12 protein-coding genes and 1 tRNA gene are annotated in these 13167 nt (G+C 27.1%); 5 read left to right on the forward strand and 8 right to left on the reverse strand.

Annotated features, from left to right (window positions below; all coding sequences use genetic code 4):
- Nucleotides 1–50 precede the first annotated feature (50 nt).
- The 6 genes from EG856_RS02625 to tig all read right to left on the reverse strand — a co-directional run bounded on the left by EG856_RS02625 (nt 51) and on the right by tig (nt 4464).
- Complete coding sequence (locus EG856_RS02625) at nt 51–515, reverse strand: hypothetical protein (RefSeq protein WP_130429574.1); 465 nt, start codon at nt 513–515, stop codon at nt 51–53.
- Between the two features lie 8 nt (nt 516–523).
- Nucleotides 524–1384 carry a ribosome biogenesis GTPase YlqF gene (gene ylqF, locus EG856_RS02630; RefSeq protein ID WP_232954259.1) on the reverse strand — a complete coding sequence of 287 codons (861 nt, stop codon included), beginning with the start codon at nt 1382–1384 and terminating at the stop codon, nt 524–526.
- Between the two features lie 2 nt (nt 1385–1386).
- A complete protein-coding gene (locus EG856_RS02635) occupies nt 1387–1617 on the reverse strand; it encodes a hypothetical protein (RefSeq protein ID WP_130429575.1) in 231 nt (76 codons plus the stop codon).
- Nucleotides 1610–2332: a TrmH family RNA methyltransferase gene (locus EG856_RS02640; RefSeq protein ID WP_130429576.1), complete on the reverse strand. Its 723-nt coding sequence runs from the start codon at nt 2330–2332 to the stop codon at nt 1610–1612. The genes EG856_RS02635 and EG856_RS02640 overlap by 8 nt, the downstream gene beginning before the upstream one ends.
- Nucleotides 2325–2855, reverse strand: coding sequence for a tRNA (cytidine(34)-2'-O)-methyltransferase (locus EG856_RS02645; RefSeq protein WP_130429577.1), 531 nt, complete (start codon nt 2853–2855; stop codon nt 2325–2327). The genes EG856_RS02640 and EG856_RS02645 overlap by 8 nt, the downstream gene beginning before the upstream one ends.
- A 127-nt stretch (nt 2856–2982) precedes the next feature.
- Entirely contained in the window at nt 2983–4464 is a 1482-nt protein-coding gene (gene tig / locus EG856_RS02650) for a trigger factor (RefSeq protein WP_130429578.1), read from the reverse strand.
- Nucleotides 4465–4616: 152 nt separating this feature from the next.
- Between tig and EG856_RS02655 the strand changes: the two genes are divergently transcribed.
- From EG856_RS02655 to EG856_RS02665, 3 genes are all read left to right on the forward strand, one after another.
- Nucleotides 4617–5855: an MnuA family membrane nuclease gene (locus tag EG856_RS02655; RefSeq protein WP_130429579.1), complete on the forward strand. Its 1239-nt coding sequence runs from the start codon at nt 4617–4619 to the stop codon at nt 5853–5855.
- 115 nt (nt 5856–5970) lie between these two features.
- Nucleotides 5971–6894, forward strand: coding sequence for a Cof-type HAD-IIB family hydrolase (locus tag EG856_RS02660; RefSeq protein ID WP_130429580.1), 924 nt, complete (start codon nt 5971–5973; stop codon nt 6892–6894).
- The gene (locus tag EG856_RS02665; protein ID WP_130429581.1) at nt 6894–7589 is read left to right on the forward strand and encodes a ribonuclease HIII; all 696 of its coding nucleotides are present in this window, start codon (nt 6894–6896) and stop codon (nt 7587–7589) included. The genes EG856_RS02660 and EG856_RS02665 overlap by 1 nt, the downstream gene beginning before the upstream one ends.
- A gap of 33 nt (nt 7590–7622) precedes the next feature.
- Here the strand turns inward: EG856_RS02665 and EG856_RS02670 are convergent, their stop codons facing one another.
- Nucleotides 7623–9029 carry a hexose phosphate transporter gene (locus tag EG856_RS02670; protein WP_130429582.1) on the reverse strand — a complete coding sequence of 469 codons (1407 nt, stop codon included), beginning with the start codon at nt 9027–9029 and terminating at the stop codon, nt 7623–7625.
- Nucleotides 9030–9216: 187 nt separating this feature from the next.
- Between EG856_RS02670 and EG856_RS02675 the strand changes: the two genes are divergently transcribed.
- Nucleotides 9217–9292: transfer RNA gene (locus EG856_RS02675), tRNA-Thr, on the forward strand.
- Between the two features lie 32 nt (nt 9293–9324).
- On the opposite strand, the gene fmt is transcribed toward EG856_RS02675, so the two are convergent.
- Nucleotides 9325–10161, reverse strand: coding sequence for a methionyl-tRNA formyltransferase (gene fmt / locus EG856_RS02680; RefSeq protein ID WP_130429773.1), 837 nt, complete (start codon nt 10159–10161; stop codon nt 9325–9327).
- A gap of 59 nt (nt 10162–10220) precedes the next feature.
- On the opposite strand from fmt, the gene EG856_RS02685 reads away from it, so the two are divergent.
- Nucleotides 10221–13115: a lysylphosphatidylglycerol synthase transmembrane domain-containing protein gene (locus EG856_RS02685; RefSeq protein ID WP_130429583.1), complete on the forward strand. Its 2895-nt coding sequence runs from the start codon at nt 10221–10223 to the stop codon at nt 13113–13115.
- The last annotated feature ends 52 nt before the right edge of the window (nt 13116–13167 follow it).

The following is a 13167-nucleotide window of genomic DNA, read 5'->3' on the forward strand; positions in this document are numbered from 1 at the left end:
TTTATATAACGAATAACAAAAAAGCGCATTTGCGCTTTTTGTATTATTTATTATTCTTTTATATCTTCATTTTTATCTAAATTGGTTTTAGATATTTTTTCAACTTGTTCTTTAAATTCATTATCGTTTATTGGCAATAAATATCTATTCGGGTAACCTTTAAATGAAAGACGTAGTCAAATTTTTATTAATGGTCTCAATTCGCTAACATTTGTGCCTTTAATAACTTTACTTAAAATACTAATAAATAAAACATTAACAATGAATCATCATAAAGAAACAATAAAAATAACAATTAATAAAACTAAACCTCAAACTCGATTTGCTGAAGGTTGAACATCTTTAGCTCTTATAAGAGCATATGAAATAATGCCAATTAAAAAACCAATAATTAAAACTAGCAATGTCGAAGATTGAATTGAAAGCATGGTTCGTGATTTAAAATGTTCGGCATTTTTATCAATAACCTTTTCTCATGTGTCTATTTTTTGTTCTAATGTGTACTTTTTTTTCATTTTATCTCCTAATCATAAGTAACATTTTTTAGGTTTCGCACTCAATTCAGGAAAAATTTATATGTGCGATTTAAATCCAATTTATTATTGAATTTAAAACCCTTTCGCATTGCTAAAAGTGAAAAAATATTATATTTATCTATATCATTTAGCTGTGAATAAATACTAATATCAACACCTAATTCATCTTTAAATTTAAAAGGATAATATTGATGAATAATACTTAAAAATGAATTAGCTAAAAACATAATCGGAAATATTTTTGTTTCTATTGAACCTATCATCGCTAATTTGGCTGCTGCTTGTTGGTCTTCTAATTTTGGAATTAAAATTCCGGGTGTATCCATAAAATAAAAATTATCAATATTTACTCATTGTTTAGTTTTTGTGACTCCAGGAAAATTAGCAACTTTTAATGATTTTTTTTGACTTAATAAATTGATTAATGTGCTTTTACCAGCATTAGGTATTCCTAAAACAAACGCTTTAATTTTTGAGTTTAATAAACCTTTTTCTTTATCACGTAGTACTTTTGGTTTAGTGATTTTTTGAATATTACTCAGTATTATTGAACGACTTTTTTGTTTTCTTAAATCTAGTCACAATAAGTTTGAACCTTTAAATCGTTGTTCAATAATTGACTTTTTGTTTTTATCCATTAAATCACTTTTAGTGATAATAAATAATCTGGGTTTATGCGGTGAGATTGTGTCAAAATCTTCATTGTAACTACTAATAGGACAACGGGCGTCTAATACAATTAAAAATATATCAGCAATGTTCGCATTTGTTTTTATCTCTCGCATTCCTTTAGCCATATGACCGGGATATCAATTAATTAAGTTTTTATGTTCTTGAGAAATTTTTAACACTAATCCTCCTCAATTTTTTTACTAAACATCAAAGCATTAAGTTGAGCTTCAAGATTTTGGTTTTTGGTTATTTCATTAGTTAAATTGTTAGTTAAAAGATTGATTTTTGTTTCGCTTTCATTCAGCAAAAATATCAAATCATCAACAATTGCTGTAACTTCTAAAACACTAAAACCATTAAATTCGCGACTAACATTTTGAAATTTTTTTAAAACATCTTCTTTATTCATTCTTATCTCCATTATATGTATTATTCAAAATAATACCTGCAGCAACTGCTACGTTAAGACTTTCAAATTTAATTGGAATATGAATTTTTTCACTGGCAAAAGAATATATTTTTTTATTAACCCCATGCCCTTCATTACCAAAAACAATAACCTTATTTAATCCGGGATATAGGACTTTATTGTATATTTTTGAGTCTTTATCCAGTGTGGTTATGTATATTTTATTGTCTAGAGCCAAGTTTTTAATTTGAATTATTGGATCATCATATTCAATAATATTTATTTTGAATAGTGCGCCTTGTGATGAACGAATAATTTTTGGATTATATACATTAACATTTGTAAATATGGTGTCATAGCCAAAGGCTACTGCGCTACGAATAATTGTTCCTATATTACCTGGGTCTTGAACATTATCACAAAAAACAATATTAGTTCCAATAGTATTATTTAAATTTTTTTCGCAAAGTGCAACATAACCTTCGGGGGATTTGGTACTCGTTATTGCTTTCAATACATTCTCAGTAATTTTTATTGAATTTTTAAAAATATTACTATTATTTAATTCAAATATGTATTTAATTTCAACATTATTATTTATTGCTTCAACGATGATATTTTTACCTTCAATTACAAAATATGTTTTGTCACCTTTTAATATTTTTTTTACTTGTTTAATCAATTTGTTTTGTGTGCTAGAAATAAAATTATCCATCAATATTCTCCAAGTAATTTTTGCCTTTTTGCGTTTCAAAAACACTTAAACCACCAAAATTCAATTGTCGCATAATTTCATAACCAACGATTGAAACACAGTTAGCCAAATTTAAACTTCGCATTTCTGAAATCATAGGAATACGCAAACAATAATCAATATTATTTTGAAGAATTTTTTTATCAATACCAGAAGATTCACGACCGAACATAATTCATATCTCGCCATCCTGTTTAGCAATTTGCGAAAAATTTGGTTCAACATAAGTTTTTAGTCCATACCTTGAAATATATCAAATTTTTTTGTCGTGATATTTTTTGTAAAAACCTTCATAACTACCGTGAACTTCGTGCTGAATATCACTTAATAATCTGCCCGCCGCTGGTCGAGATAATTTATTGGGCAATAATTCAAAACCTAACGGTTTTATAATATGTAATTTGGCTCCTAAAGCATAGCATGTACGAATAATATTACCTGTATTCGGACATATTTCAGGTTGATATAAAACAATATTTAACATATGGCTCCTTTTACATTAATATTTTAGCAAATTAGTTGTTATGATTTTAGATTAATACATTAACAAACACTTACAATTAAAAAGTGCTAATTTAAGTAAAAAATAAACCAGGAATTCCTGGTTTAAATTATTCAGATTTTGGATCTTCGCTTTGTTCACTTAATTCTTGTTCTTTTTCTTTCTCTTTAGCTTGTTTTAATTCTTCAGCTCTTTTTGTTCATTCTTCAGCAATTTTAGCTAGATTGTCGTTTAATTCTTGCTCAATTTTAACTAATTTTTTACCTTTTTCAGCATCAGCTTTTAATAAAAGTGCTGTTAGGTTTCTCCTATCAATTAAACGAGAATTAATTGATTTTTTGTTGTTCTCATCATTTAAAAAGTATAATTTAATAAAGGCAGCTGGCAAACCTGTAGAAGCAACGGTGGCATTAATAAATGCATTTAATTCTTGCTCAGTTGGCTCATTATTTTCAGTGGCAACTTCTTTAATTAAATGTTGAGCTATTAAAGCAAATTTAATGTTTTGTTTTTCTTCATCAAAAACAAGTTTTTTAAATTCAGCTTCTGTTTTGCCTAGAACTTTTAAATATTCATCAAATTTAATTTCTTGTTGTTTTAATTGAGCTATAACTTCTTTTAATTTTGCATCAGCTTGGTGTGCTACTAAACGATCATTTAAAGAAATTTCATTTTTTTCTAGAACTGCTGCCACATATTTATCTAAAAAATCGCTTAAACTTAATTCAACATTATTGTTTAGCAAAATTCATTTTAATGAGTCTTTTGCTTCAACAACTGTTCTTGCAGCTCCTGCTCTAAGTAAAGAAACATTTTCGTCAGTTAATTTGATTTCTTCAGGTCTTTTAGCCTCAACTATTTCAACATCAAATGTTGCTTTTTGACCAGCTAATTTATCTACAGGATATTCTTTTGGAAAAGTCACAACCACTTCACCTTTATAGCCCACAGGTTTACCCATCAATTGTTCTTCAAAAGTATCTATAAACGTTTTTGAACCTAATTTTAAATCAAAATTCTTAGCTTCCCCGCCATCAAAAGCTTCTTCATTTACAAAGCCTTTGTAGTTTAGGGTAACAGTATCGCCCAATTTTGTTTTTTCTTTACCTTTCAAAGGAACTTGTAAAGCGTTTGCATTTAATTTTTCTTGAATATATGTGTCAATGTTTTCCTTTGTTGTTTTAGGCAAATCAAATTTAACATTAATATTTTCAAATGAAAGTCTAGAAAAATCAACGTCTAATGGATAAACAATAGAAATTTCAACTTCTTCATCACTAATTTTTTTGATATCAGTTAGTGGTGTTACATTAATAATTTTGTCATTTTCTTTTTGTAATTCTTCAAAAATTGATTTTAGATTAGCGTTTAAATATTTATTAATTGATTGTTCATAAATCGCAGGTTTTGAAATGTGTTTTTTTGCAATATTTGCCGGAACTTTCCCTTTTCTAAAACCGTCTAATTTAAGATTTTTCATTAATTCTTGTGTTGCTTTTTCTTGTAAATCACTTCATTCAACACCCGATAAAACAATTTTTTTACTGATTTCACATTTTTTATGATCAACAGTAATATTTTTGTTTGACATATTTTCTCCTTGTATTGTATTTAATATTTAATATATATATTGTATTATAAAATTAATTTTTTTCACTTCAATTTGTTTATTGCTAAATATCAATCAATTGCAAGTTTAAAACTTAAAAAATATTTATAATAATTAAATTATGGAGGAAACAAATGGCTAAACACAAAAAATCAAAAGTAATTTCAGGTTTAATGATTGCTACAACAGTTATTGGAGTAGGTTCGTATTTTATTTATAAATATGTTTTAAAAGACAAGTTTTTCAATAAAAACACTCACAAAAGTGACAAAATTTCAAAAACTGAGCAACCAAAAAAACCGATTTTAGATAATGATGTAAAATTAAGTGCTGATACCAAAATACAAATTTATAAACCTAATAACGTAAATCGAATTGGCCACTGAAACATTTTAAATTTTGGAGGCAAAGGTAGTGAAAAGGGAAATATTAAAGTTAATGCAATCGCACAAGCAATTTATAAAACTAAATTAGACATAGTTGGTTTAACTGAAATAAATTATGCCGATGGAAATAAAGTTGAGCGAATTACCAAATCTCTTAATGAATTAAGTGAAGAACAATTTAATGATGTTATACAACCTCAAAACGATTCAAATCCAAAATCGAGCAATGCTACTAAAGAAGTAGTTGCAATATTGTATAACACCCAAAAATATAAATTAATAAGAAGTGGAAGTTTCAACATTACCAAAAATAATTATAGTTATAAAAGACCACCTTTTGGAGCTCTTTTCGAAGATTTAAACAATCACAAAAAAATAATAACTTTTTTTGCTCATTTAGATTCACCTGGTACTAGAAAACAAAAAAATGATGAACACCCACAAGAAATAGATAGTGAATATAGAGAACAAGGTTCACAAGAAATTTTTGAAGCGAATAATATTGAAAACGCCTTTAAATTTTTCCAAAAATGAGATTCTGATGCTAGCATAATTTTTGGAGGTGATACAAACATTAAAACTAAAAATCATTCAATTTTTGAAAATAACGAGTTTTATGACAGCTATTATAAAAATATCAAAGCAGATAAAACCAAAAAAAAACCCAGCCAACAATATGAATATTACGAAACAAGTTTAGGTATAACACCTAGTTATGCTAACGCTTACGACAAAATTTTATTTAAAGAAAAAAACAATTTAAACATTTTAGATGAAGATGAAAAAAGTATTTATGCTGACGAAAAATACCGTAATTCTTGATTTAAATTAGATTTAATCAATGTTTTTAATAATGGTTTTTATGATAAATCATATTATCAAAAATTATGAGTTCAATACGAAAAAACTGCGTGACCTAAAGATTATGATGTTATTCGTTCAAAAATCAGTGATCACACTTTGGTTTGAATCGATTATGTTAATTAACAAAAAAGTCTATACATACTGGTTTTAAAAGTTATACAGATAAGCAAGCAAAATTGCTTTTTTTTAATTTAATATATAATAAATTTATTATCATACTACAAAACAAGGAGAATATATGATAAAAAATAAAAAATATATGTTTGCTATTGATTTGGATGGCACTTTGCTTAAATCAAGTGCAGATGGTTCCATTCACGAAAAATCATTAGAAGCAATAAAAAAGGCAAGAGAATTAGGTCATATCGTTGTTTTAATCACTGGTAGACCTTGAAGATCTACGCGCCCAATTTATAAAACATTAGGTCTAGACACAGTAGTAACTAATTATAATGGTGCGCAAATCCACAACCCTAGTGATGAAAATTTTATCCCTTTAATCAAATATCTTAATCTAAATGAAATGCTTTATATTTTAGGTGATCCAAAAGTTAAAGAAGAAATAACAAATATTGCAATTGAAGGACCGGGCTGAGTTCAACTGCAAAAACGAGATTTAGCAATGGAACAAGTTTTCGGTTTTAGAGAAAACCCAAAATTTCATGTGGGTTTAGATTTTACAAAAATTCCCTTAAAGCCAACAGGAATTATCTTTGATGTTAAACCAACCACTAATCCCGATGATTTAAGAGATTATCTTCGTGCTAAATATGGTGATTTAGGTGAGTTTTCTTACTGGTCAAAAGGCGAAGGTTTAACACCAGTTTTTGATATTACTAATGTCTCTGTAAATAAAGGTCGTGCAATTTCGTTATTGAGCCGTTATTATAATATACCACTAGAAAATATTGTCGCTTTTGGAGATGGACATAATGATATTCCAATGTTTAAAGTTGCTAAAATAGCCGTTGCAATGAAAAATGCACCTGAACCTGTCAAAAAACACGCAACAGTGCGTCTAAACAAAAAAAACACTGAAGGTGGAGTTGGACATTACATTAATAAATTTTTGGACAACCCTGAAGAAGAATTACAAAAAAGTCTTAAAGTGCGTGAAAAAATTAGAAAAAGTAAATATTTTGACCCTGAAGCCGAACAATAATGCAAATAATTGAATATAATAACAATCTTAATTTAGAAAATAAAGTAATAATTGGTATTGATGAGGTCGGTGTTGGGGATTATTTTGGGCCTTTGGTTGGTGCTGTTGTTTCTATACCAGTTGCTAATAGAGAAAAATTAATAAAACTTGGAATAAAAGACTCAAAAAAAATTAGAAATTCTAAAATAAAATTTTTTGCTTCTCAAATTAAACAACTAACTCAATGAAGCATATATGTTTTAAGTCCTAAAGGTTACAACAATTTAAGTTCATATAATAATGCCAATGAATTGAAAATGTTTGTGCATTTAAATGCTTTAAACTCATTGCTAAAACAAAATATTAATTATGACGCAGTATTTATAGACAAATATTCAACTACAAGAAGCATTGAAAAATATTTTACTAAATTTTATGCTGATAACTTTTTCATTAGTTTTAACAAAATAGCCAAACCAGTTATTTTGGCTAGTAAAGCAGAAAATATTTCTTTAGAAGTAGCATGTGCTTCAATATTAGCACGTGAAAAATTTATTCATAAAATGGAACAAATGAATTTATTATATAAAATAAAATTTCCGTTTGGAGCCTCTAATAAAGTTAAACTTTTTGCTAAGCAATTATGAAATACGAGGCCAGATATAAATAAAATTGAAGTGTGCAAAAATTCATTTAAAATGGACATAAAAAACTAAGGATTACCTTAGTTTTTATATGTTTTTAATTTATTACTTTTTAAATTTAAAACTTGGGAAAGTTTTAGCATCAGGCGAAGGTTCTTTAATCATCATTGATCCTACAATTGAAATTAGAGACAAAAGAACTAAAACAACAAATTTAATAGTTGCTATTTTATAATCGCCTAAATGTAAATTTTCTCCAATAATATTTACAATCGAGATAATAATAACACCAATTGTAAAGAAAATGTATCCAAATCCTCAAATTAATGCGAACATTCAACCAATTGTTTTTGGGTTATTGTCTTTATATTCGTGTGGTAGATTTAACATAACACCTTGAATACCTCATAAAGATAAACCAGTAATAAAAGCAAAGATGAAGAAGAAAACCAATGCCGCTAAATTACTTTTTGCAATTCCGTATACAAATGTTACCATTGATAAAATATAAAATACAATACCTGTTAAAAGAGCTGCAGTAACAAATCATCTACGTTTTAAATTGTATTTTGATCATAGTCCAATTGTAATTGGTCCTACAAAAACAGCAGCAAGAAAAATAATAAATCAAATTCTAATAATTTTGCTTGTTTCTAAGCCAAAAAGTTGAGTATTAGCAGTTATACCTGCAATTTTTGGGAATAAATCAATTGAAAATGCTGTTGGGAAAACAACTGCTACTAAAAAACCACCATAAAGTAAAATTCATACATATGTTGATTTTGTTTTTAAGTATTTACCTAAAATTGCTCAGTTATTTGTTTTAGGTTGTGGGTTTTGAACATCTTTTTTAACATCAAATCTAGTTCCAAATGCAACCATAATAATTAAAGGTAAAACATTTAGAGCTGCTAAAGTTGTTAAAACGATTTGTCAATTCTCTCTAATTGCCTCTGTATTTGAAACTAAAACAAATGGAATTATTGCAATAATTGTTCCTAATGGATAGAATCAAACTCCAAATTGTGAAACAAATGATTTTTGTTTTTTGTTAAAGAAATTCGCTACTACTGGTTGGGTTAAAATAATTAACATTGTTCCACCAATAGCCATAAAAGTTCTTAAAACAATAAAGAAAGCATATCCAACTCCATTAGCGGGTAAATATTGAGCAGGAATACCTAGTAATGTAAGCGATAACGCTAAAATAGTTGAATATTTATGAGCCAATTTTGCTAATAAAAACGCAACCAAAATTGAACCGATACCACGACCAATGGTAATACCTCAGTTAGTAGCTTGGTTAATTAAGGTAAAATTAGCATCTTTAACAATACCAAAATACCCTAAAATACCGGCATCACCAATACCGTTACCGTTCAAACCGGCTGCAAAACCTCAGTTAGCAACAAAGGCTAAATAACCAATCGAAATGAAAATTCATAATAACAACCCTCGACCAAAACCAGCTTTGCTAGCTTCAGGGGTTGAAAGTTTAGAAGTACCTTTCATATTATTCCTTTCTATGTGATTGTTGACAAAATAATATGTCATATATATTATAAATAATTATTGAGCAAAAATTCGCATTTTTAGGGTTTGAAATAAAAAAAACAGATTATTTCAAATCCGATTTTAGTAAAATGTTAAACTATTCAATAATTTATTTTTTTTAACGATTATAATATAATTGTTTTACGCCGTCATAGCTCAGCAGGTAGAGCACATCCATGGTAAGGATGGGGTCGCAGGTTCAAGTCCTGTTGTCGGCACCATATGAATTTCACCACTCGCAAATAAGCGAGTTTTATTGTAAAATTACACGTTTTTTGGAATCAAATTGATAATCAATTAAATATAACACACCGTCTTTTAATTCTAATGTTGGCGCATTTTTTACTCATTTTTTAGAAGCGAAAAATATTTTAACTCGTTTTTGATTAATATAACTAAAAGCAATCGGGTTTGGATTAAACGCTTTAATAACTCTTAAAGCATAATCAACATTCATTGAACTAATAATCTCACCATCGCTTTTTTCAAGTTTAGGACTTAAGCTAACTTGTGATTCATCTTGTTTTTGGCGTTTTAATACACCTTTATCCAATAAAGTTATTCAATTTACAATGTTTTTGACAGTGATTGATTGTAATTTATTAAACACACTTAATGATGTGTCATCATCGCTGATTTCAACTTCCGCTTGAACAAAAACATCACCCGCATCCATTTCTTTAACCATTTCCATAATACTTATGCCGGTTTTTTTATCACCATTTAAAACAGAATATTGAACAGGAGCAGCTCCTCTATATTTAGGTAGTAATGAGCCATGAACATTGACATTCATTTTTTTCGCAATATTTAAAATTTTTGTTGGTATAAATTGACCAAACGCAACTGTTACTAAATAATCATATTGAAGAGCAATTAACTCATCATATATTTGGACAATTTTTTCCGGTTGAAATAATTTAATATTGTGTTTTAGTGCTAAATTTTTTGTTGGAGTAAAAATACTTTTACGTCCTCTTTGCGAGGCTCTATCTGGCTGCGAAACAATGCCAACTACATCAAAATGTTTAATAATTTCTTCAAAAATAGGAACAGCAAATTCTGGTGTACCTGCCAGTAAAATTTTAATCATAGTTTAAATTATATATAATAAATTAATATAATATATAATTTTAAAATGGAGTGTGAATGCAATCGTTAATACAAAAATGAAAAAAATATCATTCGCCTGATGTTTTTTTCAATAAACTTTTGAAAAAAACAATTTTTGTTTCAAACAATAAACTTAAAAATGCATTTAAACAGCCTATCTTATTTTGCTCAAATAAAATAATTGCGCCTGTAGGTCTTGGAACAAACGTATTTAACGATTTCACTGTTTATTCTCTTGCCCAATCTATATCCTTATTAATTAAATCTAAACAAATATCAAACAAAAATATTTTGCTTCTACACGATAAATCAGTAAGATCTTATATTTATTTAAATATTTTTGCTAAAGCTTTAACCGCAAACAATTTTAATGTGATAACAATTAACCAAAACGAATTAATTCCCAGTTCATACAAACACTATATCGTTAAAAAAACAAATTCAGTATTCTACATTGATATAGGTGAACTTAACTCTAAAACTCGCTTAATGAAAATTGAATTTAATTGAAAAGATAATCAATTTAGCGAAAATGATCTTGAATATTTAAAGAAATTACAAAATTCGCTAAATTTTGATAATTTAAATTTACCTCTTAAAAATCCAGTTGTTAAAAAAATATCTCTTTGACAAACTTTACTAAACGATATCAAAAACATTAGTGCTTATGACGATGATTTTTCTAACTTAAAATTTGGGGTTCATGTAACTAATTCAGCATATGAACAATATAATAAAAACCTTTATCAAAATATCGGTATAAATTACAATATTTTAAATTCTTCTAAACCATATGATAATAACCTGAAACTAGCCGATCTTTCATCAATCAATACACGTTTTTTTTTAAGTAAAAATGACCTGAATTTCGTTTTAAATAAAGCTAATAATTCCTTGATAATGGCAGCAAAACATAAAAATGTTTATAAATATTTTAGATCTGAAGAACTAGCAGCCATTTACTTACATTTTTTACTCAATGATTCACCCGATTTTGACCGAAGTAAACTGGCAAAATATGTGGTAGCCCGTTCTATTGAAACAACTCCACTAATTGATTTAATTGCAACCAAAAACAAAATTGATTTTATTGAATATCATTGTGAAAACGAATTGTTTGAATATTTAAAAAAGAATAACAAAACATTACTATTTGCTCACAATCACGAAAATAATTTTTTCTTTGAACACCCATTAACAAATAGTGATGCAAGTGTTTTTAGCATCGAATTAATGAAAATTGCTGCTTTTTATAAAAAAAGAAAACAAAGTTTATATGACGTTTTAATAAACATTTATCAATCATACGGGTATATAAATTCAATAAAAAAAACAATTGATATGAGCCCAAAATCTTTTAATATTTTTATGGAGCGAGTAAAAAACAATGAAGCTTATGGAAAAGTTAAAGTAATAAACACAAAAAATTACCCAAAAAATAACAATCTTTCCCCCTCAATCTTTAAAATATTTTTAAACGATAATAGTACAATTGTTTTTAAATATAACTTATTAAGACAAAATCTTTTATTAGTGATAAATACTCGTGAAAAAAAGAATATCGAAGATTCAAGATTAGATGTGGTTGTTAGAGAAAAAGAATTATTAAACAATCTATTAGATTTAAAAGACAATGAAATATCGAAGTCGGCTAAAATTAAAAACATTGTCAAATATTTAATTTTTTCTATATTGTTTATTGGTATATTTGTGTTCTTATTCCAAACTGTTTATAATTTCAAAACACAAGGATCTTTATCTTATAATTTATTTGATGTAATAACTTCAATGTGAACCCATATAAAAACAAATATTTTTTCAAGAGCCTCCTTTTTAGCCATAATCGCAACTTTTTTATTAACTTCAATTATTAACGCAATTATCTTTAAACGATTATTAAATTGGCAAGGAGTTAAAGTACGTTTTAGAGATTTAATTATTGGCTCATTAATTTCAACTGTATCGCAAAATATAACCCCTAAATCAATCGGAGGTGATATTGCTACATTTTGGTATTTAAGACGCAGAAATGTTCCGCGTGATAAATTGCTTTCAGCAATAGTTGTAAACACATTTATTTGGCAAATATCAAACATAATTTTAGTATTAATATTTATACCTATAGGTATCAAGTTTTATGGCAATTTTTTTAATAATTCAACTGGTGGAACTAATTTAATATTGTTAATTTCACTGATTTTAGGAATTTTTATAGACAGTGTTTTAGCATTAGCTTTTTTAATTTTATCCTTAAGTTCAAAAATCCAAAATTTTGTTCTAAAGCACTTGCTAAAATTTCTTGAATGATTACCTTTTATCGCTCTAACAAACCCGCAAAATTTACACACAAAATTACAATATGAATTTTATAAAGTAAGACAAGGCTTAAAAACTATTATCAAAAAATGATATAACTTTATTGAAATTTTAGTTTGAAAACTACTACCGTGACTCTATGTTCCTATCGCTTTATTCGCGATGTCTATTGATGTTATAAAAATTGTTCCTGGAGGAGCTTATTTCAATATTATGACTGCTGACGTGTTAATACGAAACATAAATTCAATTTCACCCACGCCAGGTGGTACAGGAACTAGCGATATAATAAGAAAAATAATATTTGAATTTATTATTAAACCTGACCCAAGTGGAACATTAAGTATTTCACAAAGATCTTCATTATTAACCTCTATAAGTGGAGTTGGTACTGTTGTTATACCAACAATACTATCAGCCCTAATTATGTTATTAGTTTTTATAGGTGAAGGACGTGTTAACAAGTATAACAATCAGCAAAAAAATATCTTGTTAAATATAAATTCAAATTTAGTTATTAAACGAAGCAAAACGAGATATTATAAAATATCATTTAGCATTTTAACTATATTAATTGCAGTGTTAGCACTTGTGTTTATATTCAATAAATGATAAATTAAATATAAATATATTTAGCAAAACCATAACGCAAGTTATGGTTTTTAAA

Origin of the sequence: Mycoplasmopsis phocirhinis (assembly GCF_004216495.1) — a bacterium.
Taxonomy (GTDB): Bacteria; Bacillota_I; Bacilli_A; order Mycoplasmatales; family Metamycoplasmataceae; genus Mycoplasmopsis; species Mycoplasmopsis phocirhinis.